We start from the raw sequence: 17,872 nt of genomic DNA on the forward strand, positions 1-17,872 counted from the left end.
AATCAGTTTATAACATCAGCCGGGCGAACCAACAAGGCGCTTTGCGGACTTGGCATTGTCGTCCGCGTGGTCCAAACTTCGCAGCACCCCATATCAGCAGGAAGCCATCGTCGTGTCCGAGGCTCATCATCCCATATTGGAAAAGCTGCGCCGCCTGGCGGCAAAGGACAATCGTCCGACTGTCGCGCTGAGCAGCATCGGCAGCTATTCCACGCTTTTCACCTTCGTCGCGCGCGAACGCGAGCGCATTGCCGGCTCGGCCTTTTCTCAGGTTTCAATCGTCGCCATCCTCGAAGGTTCCAAGGAAATCGTCAGCATGGGACGGCAGCGGCATTTTGCAGCCGGTACGGTGCTCGTGCTGCCGGCCGGCTGGAGCGGCGATGTCGTCAACGATCCCGATCCGCAGACCGGCTTCTATCGGGCAATCTTCATCACTTTTCCCGAGGAACTGACGCGCCGCGCCGCAAAAGCCTTTCCGCCGGCCCAAACCGCATCGCAGATCGACCTGCCACTCGATCCATTGCTGGCCGCTGCCATCAGCCATGCCGGCGAAGGCATTGCCGGCGGTAACATGCCGATCCCGCTGATCGAACACAGGCTCCTGGAAATACTCATGGTGCTGGGCATGCGCGGCGCCCTGCCCGGGTCGCCGGAGACAACCGCAGAGGCGGTGCGGGCGCTGGTACGCTGGCAGCCGGATCGCCCCTGGACTGCCGACCTCATCGCCGCCGAGCTCGGCACCAGCAACGCGACGCTGCGCCGGCGCCTGACGCGCGAGGGCGCTTCCCTGCGAGAGGTACTGGCAAGCGAACGCGTGGCGCTGGCAACGACCCTTCTCGCCGAGGACGGGCTGTCGTTGCGCGAAGCAGCCCTTGCTACCGGTTATCGCTCGCCACGCCGCTTCGCCGATCGACTTCGCGGTGCATGAGCGTTTTAGGCCGCATTTTGAGCGTTTGTGTGCGCAGCCGCTCAGCACGAATTTGTTAGACCCAGCCCTCAAAGCTCACAAGAGCGAACCGCGAAAGGGCAACATCATGAAAACCATGCTCAACCTTCTGAACGCCACCGTCATCGCAGCAGTTGTCGCCACGCCGGCCCTTTCGGCCGATCTCAAGGTGACGTTCGCAAAGAGCAATGGCCGGATGATGATGCCCGAAAATGCCTCCTGCATTTCGACATCTTCAGACAAGTCGGCACCCGGTCCCAACAAGAGCCTTGCCGTTTCCTGGTCGAACGGGCCGAAGGGCACGCGATCCTATGCGCTGACGATGGTCGACCCTGACGTGCCCGCGGATTTCTCGTTGTTCAACAAGGCGGACAAAACCATTCCGAAGGATTTCAAGCGGATGGAGTTCGTTCACTGGGTGCTGGCCGATATTCCCGCATCGCGCACCAGCCTTGCCGAAGGTGCCGACGGAAACGGCCCTTCAGCCAATGGCCTGCCGCTCGAGCGCACATCCTATGGGCGCCGCGGCCAGAATGGTGCGGGCGGCAGCAATTTGAAGGACGGGCCGCATGGCGGTTATATGGGCGCTTGCCCACCCTGGAATGACGCGCGTGTCCACAGCTATCACGTCACCGTCTATGCGCTCGATGTCGACCGACTGAACCTGCCGGATCTCTTCACCCGCGCCGATCTGCTTGCTGCCGCGAAGGGTCATATCCTCGCATCGGGCAGCCAGGAACTGTTTTACACATTGAATGCAAAGGCCGAGAAATGACCGAGACGAGATGGGATGCAGCCGCACCGGCCGAGCCGGAAACCGCGCATTGGATGCGGAACCTGGTTATCTGCCTCGTCGGCTCGTTCACGACGATCGTGGCAATGACGCTGCTGCTCCCCTTCCTGCCGCTCTATGTCGAGGAACTCGGCGTCAGCGACAAGGCCGCGATCGTGCAATGGTCCGGCATCGCCTATGGCGCCACCTTCTTTGCCGCAGCCTTGGTCGCGCCGCTCTGGGGGCGGCTCGGTGATATCTATGGCCGCAAGCTGATGCTGATCCGCGCCAGCCTCGGCATGACGGTCGCCATCTCGCTGATGGGCATGGCCGGCAATGTCTGGCAGCTGGTAGCGCTGCGCCTCTTCACCGGCCTTGCAGGCGGCTATGCCTCGGGATCCATGGTGCTGGTGGCGGCCCAGACGCCGAAGCATCGCTCTGCCTGGGCGCTGGGCACGCTGTCTGCCGGTATCATGGCCGGAAACCTTGTCGGACCGCTGATCGGCGGCGCGCTGCCACCGATCATCGGCATTCGCGGCACCTTCCTGCTGGCCGGCGGCGTGATCTTCTTCACCTTCCTGGCGACAACCTTCCTCATCAAGGAGGAGAAATCCACGGCGCGGAAGAAGGCTGCGAAGGCAAGTGGCAGTTGGGCGTCCATTCCTGACAAGCGCCCCGTCGTCGCCATGCTGTCGCTCGGCCTGCTACTGATGCTGGCCAATATGTCGATCGAGCCGATCATCACAGTCTATGTCGCGCAGTTCGTCACGGACGCCAAGGTGACGATGGTCTCGGGCGTCGTCATGGCGGCGGCTGCGCTCGGCAGCATCCTGTCGTCCTCCTGGCTCGGCAAGCTTGCCGATCGCATCGGCTACTGGAGCGTCATCATGGCGGCGCTTGCCGTTGCGGCGCTCTTGTTGATCCCGCAGGCTTTCGTGACCTCGGCCTGGCAATTGATCGGCTTGCGCTTTCTGATGGGCGTGGCGCTCGGCGGCCTTCTGCCCTGCATCACCGCCGTCATCCGGCACAATGTTCCCGATGCGGCGACGGGCAGCATTCTCGGCCTCTCCATCTCCTCGCAATATGTCGGCCAGGTGGCAGGCCCGGTCCTGGGCGGCTTCGTCGGCGGGCATATCGGCATGCCCGCAGTCTTCCTCGGAACCTGCGTACTGCTGGCGCTCGGAGCCATCTATTGCTGGTGGGTCAGCCCGAAGACAGAATCACACAGGGATCGATGAGTTTGCGCGAGTTTGACGTCTGGAGATCGATCCGAGCAGCATCAAGCTGCCCCTTATAGCCGGCCGCAGATAAAATCGACGCCAGAACGCGCGATCGCCTCCAGCGTCTCGCGCGTATCGCCTGCACGCGCTCGAACGGCAAGCGAATGCATGACGGCGGATGCGAGCTTTGCGAGCGTTGCAGCATCCGTGTTATCAGGGAGTTCGCCCTGCTTCACCGCAAGCTCCATGCGTTCCTTGATCGCACCGTCGAATTCATTCAGGCTGCGGCGCAACACCTCCCGCACCCGATCATGCTGAATAGCCTCTGCCGTGGCAGTGCCGATCAGGAAGCAGCCACGCGCTGCAGTCTCGCCATGCAGGTATATTTTCAGAGCCTCGGCATAGATGCGCGTGAGATTTTCCCGCAGCGTGAGGGTCGGGTTGAGTGCCTCAGACAATATATCGAGGCTGTCCTCGCGGTAGCCTTCCAAGGTGTCAAGATAGAGGTCCTCCTTGTCACCGAACGCGCCGTAGAGGCTCGGCCGGTTCAGTTTCGTCGCGGCGCTCAAATTATCCAATGAGGCGGCCGAGAACCCCCTGTCCCAGAAGACCTCCCGCGCCTGCCCGATGACTGCTTTGGCGTCAAAAGCGCGTGGACGACCCTGTTTTTTCTCGCTTTTCATATTTTATACTAGTTCGCACAAAAATCTTGACCGGATGAGTTTTATGCGAAATGGTACAAATATTCAATAGGTGCCGACGCCATACCTCGCGCCTGCATCGAAAAGGAGAGAGAAACCCATGAAACTCTACATGCACGCCGCCGCTTGCTCCCTGTCGCCGCACATCGTTTGTCGGGAGTTGGGGCTGGATGTTGAACTGGTCAAAGTCGATCGGAAGACTCATCGGACGAGTTCGGGCGAGGACTACCTTGCCATCAACGGGAATGGCTACGTGCCGGCATTGATGCTTGATGATGGGAGGGTGCTGACCGAAGGTCCTGCCATCGTGCAATTCCTCGCGGAATGTTCACCGGAGGGGTCGCGCCTCCTGCCGGAGGCCGGAACCTATGCCAGAAGCCAGGTTCAATCCTATCTGAATTTCATCACCGCCGAACTTCACAAGCCAATGGCGATGCTCTTCAACGCCGCTTATGAAGGCGCCCATGCCGGCATTCATGAACTGGTATGCAAGCGACTGGACTGGCTGAACAGCCGGCTTGTCGGCCCCTATCTGACCGGTGACGACTTCACGGTGGCTGACGCCTATCTCTTCGTCTGCTTGAACTGGTCGCCGTGGATCAAGATTGACGTCGCACGCAGGCCGGCGTTACAGGAGTTCATGGCCCGCGTCAGCACAAGACCGAGCGTCCGCCGCGCGCTCCAGGCCGAAGACCTCGAGGCTTTCGAGACTGATGGCGTTTTCTTCGCGCCGCGATCCTACATCGCTTCGGCAGGTCGTGTGGGAACACCCGTGCGGCCATAAACGGCCGCACTCTTCCGCATGTCCTTCTCCTTACGAAAAGGGTTATTCCTCGCTGGCGCTGCGGCCGTGAGCCCAATCCATATAGAGTTCCAGCGCCTTGCGGGCGACCGGTCCTTCCTGGAATTCGCGGTCGTCCAAGCGGTTGACGCTGACGACCTTGGAATAGTTGCCGGTCGTGAAGATTTCGTCGGCGCCCATGAACTGTTCGACGGATAGGGTTTCCTCCCGCACATCGAAGCCCTCCTGGCGTAGCAGACCGATGACGCGGGCGCGCGTGATGCCGGCAAGGAAGGTGCGGTTGGCGACGGGCGTATAGACGATACCGTCCTTGACCATGAAGACGTTGGAGGATGCCGTCTCGACAACGTTGCCGTTGATGTCGCGCACGAGCGCATTGTTGAAACCGCGACTTCTCGCCTCCAGGATCATGCGGCCGCTGTTCGGATAGAGCGAGCCGGCCTTGGCGTCGGTCATCGCCGTTTCCGGCGACGGGCGGCGGAAGGGCGAGACCGTGAGCGTGATGCCGCCATTGCCGCCAAGCGGCGCCTCGAACAGGCAGAGGGCGAAGCGCGTCGATTCCGCATCGACGGCAACGACGCTGCCCGGCGAGCCATGCTCGCCCCAATACATCGGCTTGATATAGATGGGCGTCTTGCCGTCGAATTTCCTGATACCTTCCCAGGCGAGCGCCTCGATCTCCTGCGAGGTCTTGATCGCCTTCAGCCCCATGGCGACGGCCGAATGATTGATACGCTGGCAATGGAGATCGAGATCGGGCGCAATGCCGTCGAACCAGCGCGCGCCATCGAACACTGTCGAACCGAGCCACATGGCATGCGAAGTCGGCCCGATCAGCGGCGGATTGCCGGAGAGCCATTCTCCCTCGACATGGGTCCAGGTGGTGGTGCGGGGCGACGTATCGACGGACATGGTGCTTCCTCTCCTCAAGCGATCCAGCTTTTCGTGGACTCTCCGAACCGCTCCATCTCTTTGTTTTCATGCAGCTCCAGCCGGAAAATCGCTACGCGCTTTTCCTGGAATTGCTCTGGGTGGCGAAAAGCAAATAACCGCGCAACCCAAGGGTCAAGCAGAAACTATGCGGCAAAATTCATTTGCAACAAAGCGCTCGATACCGCATTCATGGCGCAATTTTCATGCGTCGAAACAACAGCTTGACGAATAGGTCCATCAGGAAAAATGATGAGCCGGCCAAACCGTCAGGGAAGAGCGAGAACTCCCATGAAAGCGATGTATTACGAGACCTTCGAGGCGACACCCGAAATCCGTACCCTGCCGGACCCGACACCGGGTGAGGACGGCGTCGTCATCGCCGTCGGGGCGACCGGGCTCTGCCGCAGCGACTGGCATGGCTGGATGGGACATGATCCGGATATCAGGCTGCCGCATGTGCCGGGCCATGAGCTTGCCGGCAAGGTCGTGGCGACAGGGCGCGGCGTCGTCCGTTTCAAGGTCGGCGATCGCGTCACCGTTCCCTTCGTCTCCGGCTGCGGTCATTGCGCCGAATGCCATTCCGGTAACCAGCAGGTCTGCCCCAGTCAGTTCCAGCCCGGCTTCACCCATTGGGGCTCCTTTGCAGAATATGTGGCGATCGACTACGCCGACACCAATCTCGTCCACCTGCCCAAGACGGTCGACGATGCGACGGCGGCAAGCCTCGGCTGCCGTTTCGCCACCTCCTTCCGCGCCGTTGCCGACCAGGCCAAGACCCGTCCAGGCGAGTGGATCGCCGTGCATGGCTGTGGCGGCGTCGGGCTGTCGGCGATCATGATTGCGAGCGCCCTTGGCGCCAATGCCATCGCCATCGACATTTCCGACGAGAAGCTGGCCTTCGCCCGCGAGTGCGGCGCGGTGGCAACCATCAATGCGTCTGAGATCACCGATGTGGCCGAGGCGGTGCGCGAGATCACCAAGGGTGGCGCGCATGTCTCGATCGATGCGCTCGGCCATCCCACGACCTGTTTCAACTCCATCAAGAACCTGCGACGGCGCGGCCGGCATGTGCAGGTCGGCCTCATGCTCAGTGACTACGCAACGCCGCAGATCCCGATGGCGCAGGTCATCGGCCATGAACTCGAGATTTACGGCAGCCACGGCATGCAGGCCTGGCGCTACGATGCCATGCTCGACATGCTCGCCGCCGGCAAGATCGCGCCGCAGAAGCTCATCGGCCGCAGGATCAGCCTGGAAGAAGCCGTTCCGGCGCTGATGACGCTTGATAAGGCCGAGGGCAAGGGCATCAGCGTCATTACACGGTTCTGATATATCCCGGTGCTATGCGCATCGGGGAAACGGCAATCCACGAAGAGGATACGCTTATGGCATGGTCTGCCGGCCAATATGTTAAATTCGAGGATGAACGCACGCGCCCGGCACGGGACCTCTTGGCGCAAGTGCCGCTGGAGCGCGTCGAGCGAGCGATCGACCTCGGCTGCGGCCCTGGCAATTCGACCGAGCTGATCGTCGAGCGTTATGGCACCGCCGGTGTCTCCGGCCTCGATAGCGACGACAATATGCTGGAGGCCGCTCGCAAGCGCATGCCCGGCACGCACTTTGAAAAGGCCGATCTCGCCACGTGGCGGCCGCAGGAACCCTTGGACCTGCTTTTTGCCAATGCGGTGTTTCAGTGGTTGCCCAATCATCTCGACATCCTCGACCACCTGATGGACGGGCTGAAACCTGGCGGCGTGCTTGCCGTGCAAATGCCCGACAACCTGACCGAGCAGAGCCATCTGATGATGGAAGAGACCGCAAAGAACGGTCCCTGGAGCGATGCCTTCGCCAAGAAGAGCGTCCGGCGCAATCCGCTGCCCGCGCCGTCGGTCTATTACAACAGGCTGATCGGCAAATCGGCCCGGGTCGATATCTGGCACACCAACTACAATCACGTGCTGGAGAATGCCGCCGCCATCGTCGAATGGGTGAAGGGCACGGGCCTGCGCCCTTACCTCGACCATGCCGGCGCAGAGCATCGCGATGCCTTCACCGCCGAATATCTGAAGCACGTCGAAAAGGCATATCCGCCGCTCGTCGACGGCAAGGTGCTGCTGCGGTTCCCACGGCTCTTCCTGGTTGCCGTAAAAAACTAGGAACCGATCCGTTCCGAAACAGACTGACGCCGGCGTGCCGATCCCATCGACAACCGGCGCCGGCCCGCGCTAGAACACCTTCAGCCGAGGCTAAAACAGCAATAGCTCCGAGGAGATAGTCGATGCCCCCCAGAAATCCGCTCCATGTTTGTCAGAAGGAGAAGCGCCCATGACCACCCCCGACCTGGCGCCCGCCCCGCCCCTGACCTTCGTGATTTTCGGTGCTGCCGGCGATCTCACCCGGCGCCTGCTGATCCCGACTCTGATCAACATGACCCGCAGCGGGCTCGTCGGAGAGGATTTGCACATTCTCGGTATCGGCATAGAGACCGGCGGCGTCGACATGCTGGTGGATCGCCTGGAATCATTCCTGAAGACCTCCGGCGATATGGACGATCCCGAGCGGCAAGCCGCGTGGCAGAGCCTGCGCAAGCGCATCAGCTATATCTCGGGCGACTTCACGCAGAATGGCGTCTACAAGGAGATTTCGGACTATCTCTCGCATGCGGCAAGCGCCAATGCGGCCTTCTATTTCGCCGTACCGCCACGCTTCTTCGGCGATATCGCCGAGAAACTATCCGAAAACGGGCTGATGAACGAGGCGACCGGCGCCTTCCGCCGCATCGCAATCGAAAAGCCCTTCGGCCACGATCTTGCCTCGGCACAGGCTTTGAACGCGCGGCTGCTGAACCATGTGTCCGAAAGCCAAATCTATCGCATCGACCACTTCCTCGGCAAGGAAACCGTCCAGAACATCATGACGACGCGCTTCGCCAACATGATGATCGAGGCGCTGTGGAACAACAATTATATCGATCACGTCCAGATTACGGCGGCCGAACTGGTCGATGTGGGCATGCGCGGCAAGTTCTACGATGCGACCGGCGCGCTTCGCGACATGGTGCCGAACCACCTCTTCCAGCTGCTGGCCATGGTGGCGATGGAGCCGCCGAACAGCTTTGATGCGGAATCGATCCGCAATGAAAAGGGCAAGGTGCTGAAAGCCCTGCGTCTTTATTCGCGTGAGGAAGCGGCCAAGAATGGCGTGCGCGGCGCCTATACGGCCGGCCCGCTCGCCGGCCACGATCTGCCCGCCTATACCCAGACCGCAGACGTCGCGCCTGACAGCAATACCGAAACCTTCGTGGCGCTGAAGCTGTTCGTCGATACCTGGCGCTGGGCCGGCGTGCCCTTCTACCTGCGCACGGGCAAGGCGATGAAGGCACGCGATACGGAGGTGGTGATCACCTTCCGGCAGGTGCCTTTTGCACAATTCCCGCGCCACGAATCCCGCCCGGAACTTCCGCCGAACAGGCTCATCATCCAGGTGCAGCCCGACGAGGGGCTGGACATGGAAATCTCCATCAAATCGCCGGGGCTGGTGCTGAAAACAGCGCCGGTCTCGCTCGACTTCCGCTATGCCGACAGTTTCGACATCGGCAAGCAGACTGGCTACGAAAGCCTGTTCTACGAACTCTTCGTCGGTGACCAGACCCTGTTCCAGCGCGCCGATGGCATCGAAGCCGGCTGGGCAGCCGTGCAGCCCTTCCTCGATCTCTGGGCAGAGGGCGGCAAACCCGATCCCTATGCGCCCGGCAGCACTGGTCCTGCCTGCGCCGACGAGCTCATCGAACGCGACGGCCGCAAATGGCATGAGATCGATGGGACGCCGAAGGGCAGGAAGATTTAGGTTTGAAGGCTAATCACTGCGGCGGAGGCGATCATGCCGACGCCGCAATCTGGACAGCCAGGTCCTTGCCCATGAAGGGACGGTCCGCGACGCCGCCCTGGGCATGGCCCACAGCCCATCGTTCAGGCCATATGGTGCGCTCGAGACCGGTTGCCGATGCGCCCTTGAGCGAGCTCCATCCGTGGTCAGTCGGCATACGAAAGAGCATACCACCAGGCCCCATGCCGGCGTGTAGGGCAATATCTATATCGAATGGTCGGCCCGGAGCGAGATCAGGCCCGAACCAATAATGCGGACTGCGGCCGGGATCGCGGCCAAGAATCAAAGTCAGTGTCTGCCGGGGACCACGCAAGCCCAGCCAGATGGGGGCGATCTCTTCGGGTCCGAAAGCGGAAAATAGCGTTTGCGCCGGGGCATGCGCCTCGTCTGCCAAGCATCCGGATATCCGGAGGTGAACGATATAATCATCGCCTCTGAGACCGTCAAAATCGGCTTTATTCAATCCTTGTGACAGGTGTCGCAACGTCTCAGCCGCTTTAAAAGGCCATTGCAGCCGCTCGCGAACGATGCCGTCAATGTCGAGCACCTGATAGCGAAATCCATCGGCGTCCAATGCGGCCTGAACGCAATGGAGATACTCCACACCTTCCGGCATCCGGTGCGCCGTCCCCGCTCCCGCCGTACAAAGCTGCAGGACGCCGCGATGAACTTGAACGTCGAAAACCAGCATATGGCTGCAGACATAAGCCAGGACATCGGCGTCCACGAGAATATCCCAGAATGGCTTCGCGTATTCGTGACCGATCTCCCGCTGGTATGCACCGGAATATCCATTGACGGGGAAAACAGGGTGATGACCCAGCACAATCTTATACCTGGCATCGGAATGCGCCTTTAGCGTCGCTTCCAGCCACTCCGTTTCGACGTGCCCCTCGCCGCCTAATCCAGTCCACAACGTATGTACGAACACCAACAACAGATCGTCGCGACGAACCCAGTAGGATAGTCCTTCCTGCCCCACAGGCCCGTTCTCGGGCAGCTGAAGCACCTCGCGGAAAATCCTCTCGCTCATCTCGTCATAGGCCGTGTGGTTGCCTGTCGTATGCCAAAGCGGCGTTTTACGGCGATCAAGCCATGCCATCTCATGATCAAGCCAATGTCGCCATTGCGCCCGCAATGCATCCGGATCGGCAGTTAGCCCGATGATCTCGTCACCCGGAAACAGAATGAATTCTGGGTGCGGATCGAGCCTGCGCAGGATCTGATTGACGCTGGCGAAAGTGCTTTCATGCAGGGCGCCGGGGATACCGGAACAGGCATCACCATAGAGGATGAACTGATGACCGGACCTGCTTGGCATAAGGGCCGGGATAGGGCTATCTGGCACGAAGCTGCCTCCTCAAAAGCCACGGCCCTCGCCCAAGGGCGAAGGCCGAGAGATTCGAAGCAATCGATGCGTAAACTGCGGAGCGCGCCCATGAAGTCAACGGATGAAACCAATGACCATTAGCCAGTCGGCTCTCTCGTCATCAAGAGAACGCGTCTCCGGCCTAGATAAACTGGTGCAGGCCCGGGACGGAACTGACAACCTGGTCGACTACCTCGTCGCCGGCATGCTGGCGGGCGGTTGCAATCGTCTCCTTGGCGAGCGAGGTGATTTCGCCCATGCTGAGACCGCTGCTCATCAGCTGCTGGCCGAGCGCCATCAGGCCGCCGCCGCCGCCGACGGCGCTGAGCAGGCCACCCAGCAGACCACCGCCGCCCGTTTCCTCGCCGTTATATTGCGCAACGAGATCGCTGGCGCCGGGAATGGATTCGATCATCTTGGTGACAGGACCATCCGGAGCTTCGCGCTGCAGGAAGCCGAGAATCATGCCGACGGCCTTTTCCGCGAGGTCGGGAGCGATGCCGGCTTTGGTCGCGATCTGATCAATAACTTCGTTCATTGTGGCCTCCTACCTTTACGACGTTAACGTCAACGTAACTGAATGAAGCGACCGGCACAAGCCGCGCTGGCGGTCCTTACGCTACCAGAAGCATAACCGCGACGCGAACAGTTGTCCGCATTCAAGTCAGTTCTTATAACAGTGTCAGGACAAATCGATGAATGGCCCTGACAGCCCGAAAGGCTGCTGTGCCGCCGCCCTAGTACCGGGTGATTCTGGATCGAATCGATCCAGAATCACCCGGTACTAGGATCAAATAGGTAGAGCATGATGTCGTCGGAAAACCGGTGACACTTTTCGGCATCATGTTCTAGAGCATTTCCGCTTTTCTTCGAATCGCGAAAACGCTCTATCTTTTTGTTTTTACGCAGTTCCGGACGCAAAACCGCTTCGCACTTTTGCTGGAAGTGCTTTAAGGGAGACGACACCATGCCGCAGCAGGATGGACAGATTTTCGTCGGCGCGAGCCGCAATCCGGATGACAGCATCAACAAGGACGAGTTCCTGACGCTGAAATTCGGCAACCGCCACGGCCTCGTCACCGGCGCGACGGGCACCGGCAAGACGGTGACGCTGCAGGTGCTGGCGGAGGGATTTTCCAAGGCCGGCGTGCCCGTCTTCTGTGCCGACATCAAGGGCGATCTCTCCGGCATCGCCGCCAAGGGCGAGGCCAAGGATTTCCTGCTGAAGCGTGCCGAAGAGATCGGCCTCTCGCCCTATGAATTCGATCAGTTCCCGGTGATCTTCTGGGACCTCTATGGCGAAAAAGGCCATCGCGTGCGCACGACCATCGCCGAGATGGGGCCGCTGCTGCTGGCACGCTTGATGGATGCGTCCGAGGCGCAGGAGGGCGTGCTCAACATCGCCTTCAAGATCGCCGATGAAAACGGCCTGGCACTGCTCGATCTCAAGGACCTGCAGGCGCTGCTGAACTATATGGGTGAGAATGCCAGCGAGCTTTCCAGCAAATACGGCCTGATCTCGAAGTCGTCGGTCGGCTCGATCCAGCGGGCCATGCTCGTGCTGGAACAGCAGGGCGCGGAAAACTTCTTCGGCGAGCCGGCGCTCAAAATCTCCGACATCATGCGCGTCAGTAATGACGGCTACGGCCAGGTTTCGGTGCTCGCAGCCGAGAAGCTGATGATGAACCCGCGCCTCTATGCCACCTTCCTGCTGTGGCTGCTCTCCGAGCTGTTCGAGGAACTGCCCGAAGTGGGCGATCCGGAAAAGCCGAAGCTGGTCTTCTTCTTCGATGAGGCGCACCTGCTCTTCAACGACGCGCCGAAGGTGCTGATCGAACGCGTCGAGCAAGTTGTGCGCCTTATCCGCTCCAAGGGTGTCGGCGTCTATTTCGTCACCCAGAACCCGCTCGACGTGCCGGAAACGGTGCTGGCGCAGCTCGGCAACCGCGTGCAGCATGCGCTTCGCGCCTATTCGCCGCGTGAGCAGAAGGCCGTGCAGACGGCGGCCTCGACATTCCGGCCCAATCCCGCCTTCGATTGCGCCACCGTCATCACAACGCTTGGTACCGGCGAGGCGCTCGTATCGATGCTGGAGGGCAAGGGTGCGCCGTCGGTTGTGGAGCGCACGCTGATCCGCCCTCCGTCCGGCCGCATCGGCCCGGTCAGCGACGCCGAGCGGCAGGCGATCATCAATGCAAGCCTGGTCGCCGGCGTCTACGACCAGACGATCGATCGCGAGTCGGCTTATGAAATCCTGGCGGAGCGTGCGAGCAAGGCGGCAGCGCCGCAGAACGAGAGTGCCGGCGATGGCTGGACCCTGCCCGGATTCGGCGGCGACAGCGGCAAGCCTGCCGGGCGTCGTTCGGGCTATCAACGCGAAACGATCATGGAAGCGGCGTTGAAGAGCGTGGCGCGCACGGTCGCCACGCAGGTCGGACGGGCGCTGGTGCGCGGCATTCTCGGCAGCTTGAAGCGGTAAAAAATCACCCTCCCCTTGAGGGGGAGGGTCGGAGCGAACCTCCGGGGGTGGGGTGATCTGCGACGATCTTTACAGATCTGGGTGTCACCCCCACCCACCGCTTTGCGGCGACCTCCCCCTCGAGGGGGAGGTACTATTCCCTCAAGGGGAGGGTGAAAACTACCGCACCGGCGCAACCAGCGAAAAGAAGGCGCCCTGCGGGTCGGTGGCCTGGACGATCCAGCTGCCGCCGGGGACTTCCATCGGGCCGTTGGCAATCTTGCCGCCGCCTTCCGTGATGCGGGTGATCGCCGCATCGATCGCCGGGACGTTGATGTAGAAATTCCAGGCGGGCGTGGGCATTTCCGCCGGTTTGGTCATGATGCCGCCGAAGTCCCGATCGCCGATCTTGAAGATCTTGTATTTGCCCATCGGCCCCATGTCGAAATCGGAGCTCAATTCCCAGCCGAACATCTCGCTGTAGAAATCGAAGGCCTTCGGGCCGTTGCCGGCATAGAGCTCATGCCAGCCGAAATAGCCTGGGGTGGCGGGGGCTGGCGGCTGCCAATCCTGGCCCGGCAGCGGCGTGAAGAGGCAGAAGGCGGCGCCATAGGGATCGGAGACGACGGCAAATCTGCCGACGCTTGGAATGTCGGTCGGCTCGCGATAGATCTTGCCACCCTTGGCGGCGATCGTCTTTGCCGTCTCGTCGACATCGGGAACGCCGATATAGCCGGTCCAGCAGGGCGGGGTGCCCATGGCCTTCGCCCCCTCCGGCAAGATCATCAAGCCTGCAACAGGGCCGGCACCAGCGCTGAACAGCGTATAGTCCATGCCGACTTCCGGCATGCCGGCATCCGCCGCATCCCAGCCAACCACCTTGCGATAAAAAGCTTCGGCCGCCGCCATGTCGGTGGTCATCAGCTCGTACCAGACAAAATATCCTTTCTCAGCCATCGCGTCTCTCCCTGTTGTGATTGTTGCGGTCATCCGTCTTGTCTTGAGCCTGATGTCGGCACACGCGCATCATGGCCGATGAAAGTGACGGCCGAACGATGGCTCATCGATAACCCGTCGTTTCCCGGCAAGCAGGCTCCAGGTCTTAACTAGGCGCAAGGCGTAATAATTCGACCCCTTGCGCCGCATGGCATGAATTTGGCAGTCCCGTCATGCCTCAATGGCAGCAGGAGCCCGCCTTCGCCGCCTCCTGATATTCGTCGTGGCGACGCACGAAATCCATGGTGCGGTCTTCATTCCGGCCCTTCGGCGCGTTGTCGAGGATCATCAGCGTACCGATCATTTCCTCACCGCCGCGGGCATAGCTGGAATAGGTGTGAAAGATATTGCCGGCTTCATCCTTGTAGAAGGCGCTAAGTCCCGGCAACTCGTCATTGCCGTTGGCGGCGTCCATATCGGTGAAGTTATAGAACACCTTTTCACCGGCAAGCTGCTCTTTGGTGAAAGAGACGTGATAGTCGAAATTAAAATCATTGGAGAAGGACGACACCCATGGGAACTTCCAGCCCATGCGTTTCTTGTAGGCCTCTATCTTTTCGATCGGCGCGCGGGCAACGGCGACCAGCGTGACATCGTGGTTGTTGAGATGCGGAAGCGTTCCATCGAAATGATCGGCGAGGAAGGAGCAGCCGGTGCAGCCGGCATCCCAATCCGGGCCGAGCATGAAGTGATAGATGATCAGCTGGCTGCGGCCATCGAAGAGATCCGCAAGCGTCTTCTTGCCGGCCGGCGTGTCGAAAACATAGTCTTTCTCGACCTTCACCCAGGGTAAGGCCAGGCGTTCGGCATTGACGCGATCGCGAAGACGCGTTGCCTCCTTCTCCCTGGCGAGCAGCTGGCGGCGGGCTTCGAGCCACACTTCCCTGGAAACGACCTGGTTCATTGTCAGCGCCCTCCTCCGGCGTTTTCATTCCCAAATCTTGACAAATATATTGATATCAATATTAATGAATCATGTCAAACTCAGTCGAAATCCCCTTTGAAACCACGCTGTTAGTACGCGATACCTGCCTCTGCCTGCATGTGCAGCGTGCCGCGCGCGCTCTTGCCCGTCGTTTTGACGAAGCGCTGAGGCCGTTTGGGCTCACCAACGGCCAATTCTCCCTGATGATGTCCCTGAACCGGCCGGCGCCGGCCTCCATGGGATCGGTCACGGCATTGCTCGCAATAGATCAGACGACGCTGACGGCGGCCTTGAAGCCACTGGAGCGGCGCGGATGGATCAATATTGTCCCCAATCCCAAAGACCGAAGAGCTCGCCTTCTCAGCCTCACGCCATCCGGAAAGGCAGCGCTTGCCGCCGCCGTGCCGGTCTGGAAGACAACGCATGCGGCCCTCGAAGAGCGGCTGCCCGACGGCAATGGCGACCGTTTGCGCCGCGATCTTGCTATTCTGCTCTGAATGGCGGCTCCGACAAGCGGGGATCGCGATCGAAATCCTGCCTTTCGAAGCCGATGCGACGCCGGGGGAATTCGGAGAGCGCCTGGACACCAGCGCGCGACAGCCGGATGCGCCATGTCTGGCGCTCCACCGGCTCGCGCGCGGAGAAGGCCCTGGCCGTCAGGAGTGCGATGTTCCTGCCGCCCCGAGGATCCCGAACAGATCGGTAGAGGATCGCTTCGATGCCGCCGGCCCGCGCCGCTTCGGCAAGCAACTGGCATGCTTCGTAGTTGACCGGATCGGCCCAGTGCTGCCGGTCGCGATCCAGAGGGGATATGGTCAGGTCGATCGCTGCCTTCGTGGCGATCGACGCGGCAAAAGCGGTGTATTCCGCTGCATTGGCCGGCAGCGGCGTGTCGGGCGAATCACGGAAAAAGAGCAGCCGATAGAAGCTCATCTCCGCCAGGGCCGTTTCCACCTGCTCGGAGGCGTAGAAAACGCCAAGCGTGCGGCCAGCGCGACGGAAACGAGAGCCGTGCGGGTAGATCGCACCATAGCGGAAGGGTGTTGCGAGCAGATAGTCGAGACCGGCGCATTCCGGCGGCAGGACCGGCTTGCTTTCCTCCAATAGACTTTCGAGAAGCGCCTGCTCCTCGAGCGTCTCCACAAGCTTCAGCGTCGAGACCTGATGCTGCGCTTCCACCAGTCGCCAATAACGGCCGGAAATGGCCCTTGCCTCAGATAAGAGCGCGGCGGGCGTCCAGATAGGCAAGGACATCGGTCAAACCAGAAATCGAAATGATCTTGTCGATGGGCGCTGCGCCGAAGGCGAGATTGCCGTTGCGCAGCCATTGGCGGGCCACAGCTTCGTCGCCACCCACGATGGCATCGAGCGAGCGGAAGAGCCGAACGAAAAGCACGGCCAACTCGAACGGCTTGCTGTTGCGCTCCAGCAAATGATCCTGCCGCTTCATACGCGACACCGTTGCTTCCGAGACACCGATGACGGCCGCCAATATGCGGGCGTTCAATCCCAGCCGGTCGGCGGCATTGACCACCGCCTTAGTAAGGACGAGTGCTTCGCCAGGTCTTGTCTGGCCTGCTATCTGTGCCATTGTCATAGGCAATCCTTTCCTAAGAAAGAATATAGCATATTTCTTGCAAAAGAAAAGGAGCAGAGGCGAGACCTCTGCTCCCGAAGCTTTCAAGCTATGCCGCAGCTCGCCTCAGACGACGGTGAACGGCACTTCGGTCGAGGTGCGCATGGCGTGGCTGTAGGGGCATACGATATGCGCCGCGGCAGCGAGCTTTTCAGCCTCGGCCTTGTCCATGCCGGGGATATGGACCGCCAGAGACACTTCGATGCCGAAGCCGCCGCCATCCGCGCGCGGGCCGATGCCGACAGTCGCAGTCACCTTCGCGTCTTCCGGAATCTTGACCTTCTGCTGGCCTGCGACAAATTTCAGGGCGCCCAGGAAGCAGGCGGAATAGCCGGCTGCAAAGAGCTGCTCCGGATTGGTGCCCGTGGCACCGTCGCCGCCGAGTTCCTTCGGCACGGTCAGCGTGACATCGAGGACACCGTTTTCGGAAACTGCATGGCCGGCACGGCCACCGGTGGCGGAAGCTTTGGTGGTATAGAGAATTGGCATGTCATGCCTCCTTTTGTGTTTGGATAACGATTATATACATCACGATTTAATCGCGCGCAATATGTATTTTTTGCAATTTGATTTTGCAAAGTGAATTTGTGACAATGCCTGCAACAAGAAAAATGGCGGAGCAGCAATGACGGACAAGGCGGATGGGCAGACCATGATACCTGACGAGGAAAAGCGGCTGGAAAGCCAGCTTTGTTTTGCCGTCTACAGCGCTGCGCATGCCTTTAACCGGGCCTACAAGCCGATTCTCGATCGCGTCGGCCTCACCTATCCGCAATATCTCGTCATGCTGGTGCTATGGGAAAAGGGCCGTCTGTCGGTCAAGACCATCGGCGAGAAGCTGGACCTCGATTCCGGAACGCTGTCGCCATTGCTGAAGCGGCTCGAACAGGCCGGCCTGATCAGCCGGGCGCGAGACCCGAAGGACGAGCGGCAAGTGATCATTTCCCTGACGGAAAAAGGCGCAGGCATGAATTGCCAGGTCGGCACGATCATGAATGCCATCGGCCAGGCGACCGGCTGCGACATGGCCGAAATGGCCAATCTGCGCGATCAGTTGCAAAAGCTGAAGGTCAATCTGGCGGCGGAATGAAGCCTCCGGCACAGGAACCTGCCCCGCCCTCGGAAAGTCGGGAAAAGTCATGACCTCCACCAGAGGTGGAGGTTTGAAACGCTGCGCTTGAACCGCTAGAAGCGGTATTGTTAGCGCTTAGTAGCTACGATTGAAGAGG

At 60.6% G+C, this 17,872-nt stretch carries 19 protein-coding genes; 10 read left to right on the plus strand and 9 right to left on the minus strand.

The features are described 5' to 3' along the window. The first annotated feature begins 112 nt into the window (after nucleotides 1-112). From FHT84_RS16450 to FHT84_RS16460, 3 genes are all read left to right on the plus strand, one after another. Nucleotides 113-928 carry a helix-turn-helix domain-containing protein gene (locus tag FHT84_RS16450; protein ID WP_113251186.1) on the plus strand — a complete coding sequence of 272 codons (816 nt, stop codon included), beginning with the start codon at nucleotides 113-115 and terminating at the stop codon, nucleotides 926-928. A gap of 106 nt (nucleotides 929-1,034) precedes the next feature. Next, on the plus strand, nucleotides 1,035-1,721 hold the full coding sequence (locus FHT84_RS16455; RefSeq protein ID WP_113251187.1) for a YbhB/YbcL family Raf kinase inhibitor-like protein: 687 nt from the start codon (nucleotides 1,035-1,037) through the stop codon (nucleotides 1,719-1,721). Continuing rightward, the gene (locus FHT84_RS16460; RefSeq protein ID WP_113251188.1) at nucleotides 1,718-2,956 is read left to right on the plus strand and encodes an MFS transporter; all 1,239 of its coding nucleotides are present in this window, start codon (nucleotides 1,718-1,720) and stop codon (nucleotides 2,954-2,956) included. Before FHT84_RS16455 ends, FHT84_RS16460 begins: the two co-directional genes overlap by 4 nt. Nucleotides 2,957-3,009: 53 nt before the next feature. Here FHT84_RS16460 and FHT84_RS16465 read toward each other — a convergent pair whose 3' ends face one another. Further along, on the minus strand, nucleotides 3,010-3,621 hold the full coding sequence (locus FHT84_RS16465) for a TetR/AcrR family transcriptional regulator (RefSeq protein ID WP_113251189.1): 612 nt from the start codon (nucleotides 3,619-3,621) through the stop codon (nucleotides 3,010-3,012). Between the two features lie 118 nt (nucleotides 3,622-3,739). On the opposite strand from FHT84_RS16465, the gene FHT84_RS16470 reads away from it, so the two are divergent. Then, nucleotides 3,740-4,423, plus strand: a complete 684-nt coding sequence (locus FHT84_RS16470; protein WP_113251190.1) for a glutathione S-transferase N-terminal domain-containing protein — start codon at nucleotides 3,740-3,742, stop codon at nucleotides 4,421-4,423. A 42-nt stretch (nucleotides 4,424-4,465) separates the two neighbouring features. Here FHT84_RS16470 and FHT84_RS16475 read toward each other — a convergent pair whose 3' ends face one another. Next, entirely contained in the window at nucleotides 4,466-5,353 is an 888-nt protein-coding gene (locus tag FHT84_RS16475; RefSeq protein ID WP_113251191.1) for a branched-chain amino acid aminotransferase, read from the minus strand. 309 nt (nucleotides 5,354-5,662) lie between these two features. Here FHT84_RS16475 and FHT84_RS16480 point away from each other — a divergent pair, with 309 nt between their 5' ends. From FHT84_RS16480 to zwf, 3 genes are all read left to right on the plus strand, one after another. Next, nucleotides 5,663-6,703: a zinc-dependent alcohol dehydrogenase family protein gene (locus FHT84_RS16480; protein WP_113251192.1), complete on the plus strand. Its 1,041-nt coding sequence runs from the start codon at nucleotides 5,663-5,665 to the stop codon at nucleotides 6,701-6,703. A 56-nt stretch (nucleotides 6,704-6,759) separates the two neighbouring features. Next, nucleotides 6,760-7,530, plus strand: coding sequence for a trans-aconitate 2-methyltransferase (gene tam / locus FHT84_RS16485; protein WP_113251198.1), 771 nt, complete (start codon nucleotides 6,760-6,762; stop codon nucleotides 7,528-7,530). A gap of 169 nt (nucleotides 7,531-7,699) precedes the next feature. Beyond that, nucleotides 7,700-9,220: a glucose-6-phosphate dehydrogenase gene (gene zwf / locus FHT84_RS16490; RefSeq protein WP_183762964.1), complete on the plus strand. Its 1,521-nt coding sequence runs from the start codon at nucleotides 7,700-7,702 to the stop codon at nucleotides 9,218-9,220. Nucleotides 9,221-9,251: 31 nt separating this feature from the next. On the opposite strand, the gene FHT84_RS16495 is transcribed toward zwf, so the two are convergent. Beyond that, nucleotides 9,252-10,607 carry a metallophosphoesterase gene (locus FHT84_RS16495; RefSeq protein WP_113251825.1) on the minus strand — a complete coding sequence of 452 codons (1,356 nt, stop codon included), beginning with the start codon at nucleotides 10,605-10,607 and terminating at the stop codon, nucleotides 9,252-9,254. Nucleotides 10,608-10,770: 163 nt separating this feature from the next. Next, on the minus strand, nucleotides 10,771-11,166 hold the full coding sequence (locus FHT84_RS16500; protein WP_112340310.1) for a hypothetical protein: 396 nt from the start codon (nucleotides 11,164-11,166) through the stop codon (nucleotides 10,771-10,773). Nucleotides 11,167-11,595: 429 nt separating this feature from the next. Between FHT84_RS16500 and FHT84_RS16505 the strand changes: the two genes are divergently transcribed. Next, nucleotides 11,596-13,107 carry a helicase HerA-like C-terminal domain-containing protein gene (locus FHT84_RS16505; RefSeq protein ID WP_113251826.1) on the plus strand — a complete coding sequence of 504 codons (1,512 nt, stop codon included), beginning with the start codon at nucleotides 11,596-11,598 and terminating at the stop codon, nucleotides 13,105-13,107. A 159-nt stretch (nucleotides 13,108-13,266) separates the two neighbouring features. On the opposite strand, the gene FHT84_RS16510 is transcribed toward FHT84_RS16505, so the two are convergent. Continuing rightward, a complete protein-coding gene (locus FHT84_RS16510) occupies nucleotides 13,267-14,043 on the minus strand; it encodes a VOC family protein (RefSeq protein WP_113251769.1) in 777 nt (258 codons plus the stop codon). Between the two features lie 217 nt (nucleotides 14,044-14,260). Then, nucleotides 14,261-14,986: a thioredoxin family protein gene (locus tag FHT84_RS16515; RefSeq protein WP_113251768.1), complete on the minus strand. Its 726-nt coding sequence runs from the start codon at nucleotides 14,984-14,986 to the stop codon at nucleotides 14,261-14,263. 71 nt (nucleotides 14,987-15,057) lie between these two features. On the opposite strand from FHT84_RS16515, the gene FHT84_RS16520 reads away from it, so the two are divergent. Next, on the plus strand, nucleotides 15,058-15,504 hold the full coding sequence (locus tag FHT84_RS16520) for a MarR family transcriptional regulator (protein WP_112340305.1): 447 nt from the start codon (nucleotides 15,058-15,060) through the stop codon (nucleotides 15,502-15,504). Here the strand turns inward: FHT84_RS16520 and FHT84_RS16525 are convergent. The 3 genes from FHT84_RS16525 to FHT84_RS16535 form a co-directional block, all read right to left on the minus strand. Then, a complete protein-coding gene (locus FHT84_RS16525) occupies nucleotides 15,491-16,261 on the minus strand; it encodes an RES family NAD+ phosphorylase (protein ID WP_113251767.1) in 771 nt (256 codons plus the stop codon). The genes FHT84_RS16520 and FHT84_RS16525 overlap by 14 nt on opposite strands. Continuing rightward, nucleotides 16,221-16,598 carry an MbcA/ParS/Xre antitoxin family protein gene (locus FHT84_RS16530; RefSeq protein ID WP_246698548.1) on the minus strand — a complete coding sequence of 126 codons (378 nt, stop codon included), beginning with the start codon at nucleotides 16,596-16,598 and terminating at the stop codon, nucleotides 16,221-16,223. Before FHT84_RS16530 ends, FHT84_RS16525 begins: the two co-directional genes overlap by 41 nt. Nucleotides 16,599-16,709: 111 nt before the next feature. Beyond that, nucleotides 16,710-17,132 (minus strand): organic hydroperoxide resistance protein, encoded by a 423-nt coding sequence (locus FHT84_RS16535; protein ID WP_112340302.1) that lies wholly within the window; start codon nucleotides 17,130-17,132, stop codon nucleotides 16,710-16,712. Between the two features lie 136 nt (nucleotides 17,133-17,268). Here FHT84_RS16535 and FHT84_RS16540 point away from each other — a divergent pair, with 136 nt between their 5' ends. Further along, on the plus strand, nucleotides 17,269-17,733 hold the full coding sequence (locus tag FHT84_RS16540; RefSeq protein WP_112340301.1) for a MarR family transcriptional regulator: 465 nt from the start codon (nucleotides 17,269-17,271) through the stop codon (nucleotides 17,731-17,733). Nucleotides 17,734-17,872: the final 139 nt, after the last annotated feature.

The sequence above is a fragment of the Rhizobium sp. BK289 genome, from assembly GCF_014193575.1.
GTDB classification, from domain to species: Bacteria; Pseudomonadota; Alphaproteobacteria; order Rhizobiales; family Rhizobiaceae; genus Rhizobium; species Rhizobium tropici_C.

What these genes read in the sequence shown, in the direction of transcription:
- FHT84_RS16455 (WP_113251187.1), top strand. Translation starts at nt 1,035, where the DNA reads ATGAAAACCATGCTCAACCTTCTGAACGCCACCGTCATCGCAGCAGTT.
- FHT84_RS16460 (WP_113251188.1), top strand. Translation starts at nt 1,718, where the DNA reads ATGACCGAGACGAGATGGGATGCAGCCGCACCGGCCGAGCCGGAAACC.
- FHT84_RS16465 (WP_113251189.1), bottom strand. Translation starts at nt 3,621, where the DNA reads ATGAAAAGCGAGAAAAAACAGGGTCGTCCACGCGCTTTTGACGCCAAA.
- FHT84_RS16470 (WP_113251190.1), top strand. Translation starts at nt 3,740, where the DNA reads ATGAAACTCTACATGCACGCCGCCGCTTGCTCCCTGTCGCCGCACATC.
- FHT84_RS16475 (WP_113251191.1), bottom strand. Translation starts at nt 5,353, where the DNA reads ATGTCCGTCGATACGTCGCCCCGCACCACCACCTGGACCCATGTCGAG.
- FHT84_RS16480 (WP_113251192.1), top strand. Translation starts at nt 5,663, where the DNA reads ATGAAAGCGATGTATTACGAGACCTTCGAGGCGACACCCGAAATCCGT.
- tam (WP_113251198.1), top strand. Translation starts at nt 6,760, where the DNA reads ATGGCATGGTCTGCCGGCCAATATGTTAAATTCGAGGATGAACGCACG.
- zwf (WP_183762964.1), top strand. Translation starts at nt 7,700, where the DNA reads ATGACCACCCCCGACCTGGCGCCCGCCCCGCCCCTGACCTTCGTGATT.
- FHT84_RS16500 (WP_112340310.1), bottom strand. Translation starts at nt 11,166, where the DNA reads ATGAACGAAGTTATTGATCAGATCGCGACCAAAGCCGGCATCGCTCCC.
- FHT84_RS16505 (WP_113251826.1), top strand. Translation starts at nt 11,596, where the DNA reads ATGCCGCAGCAGGATGGACAGATTTTCGTCGGCGCGAGCCGCAATCCG.
- FHT84_RS16510 (WP_113251769.1), bottom strand. Translation starts at nt 14,043, where the DNA reads ATGGCTGAGAAAGGATATTTTGTCTGGTACGAGCTGATGACCACCGAC.
- FHT84_RS16515 (WP_113251768.1), bottom strand. Translation starts at nt 14,986, where the DNA reads ATGAACCAGGTCGTTTCCAGGGAAGTGTGGCTCGAAGCCCGCCGCCAG.
- FHT84_RS16520 (WP_112340305.1), top strand. Translation starts at nt 15,058, where the DNA reads ATGTCAAACTCAGTCGAAATCCCCTTTGAAACCACGCTGTTAGTACGC.
- FHT84_RS16525 (WP_113251767.1), bottom strand. Translation starts at nt 16,261, where the DNA reads ATGTCCTTGCCTATCTGGACGCCCGCCGCGCTCTTATCTGAGGCAAGG.
- FHT84_RS16530 (WP_246698548.1), bottom strand. Translation starts at nt 16,598, where the DNA reads ATGGCACAGATAGCAGGCCAGACAAGACCTGGCGAAGCACTCGTCCTT.
- FHT84_RS16535 (WP_112340302.1), bottom strand. Translation starts at nt 17,132, where the DNA reads ATGCCAATTCTCTATACCACCAAAGCTTCCGCCACCGGTGGCCGTGCC.
- FHT84_RS16540 (WP_112340301.1), top strand. Translation starts at nt 17,269, where the DNA reads ATGACGGACAAGGCGGATGGGCAGACCATGATACCTGACGAGGAAAAG.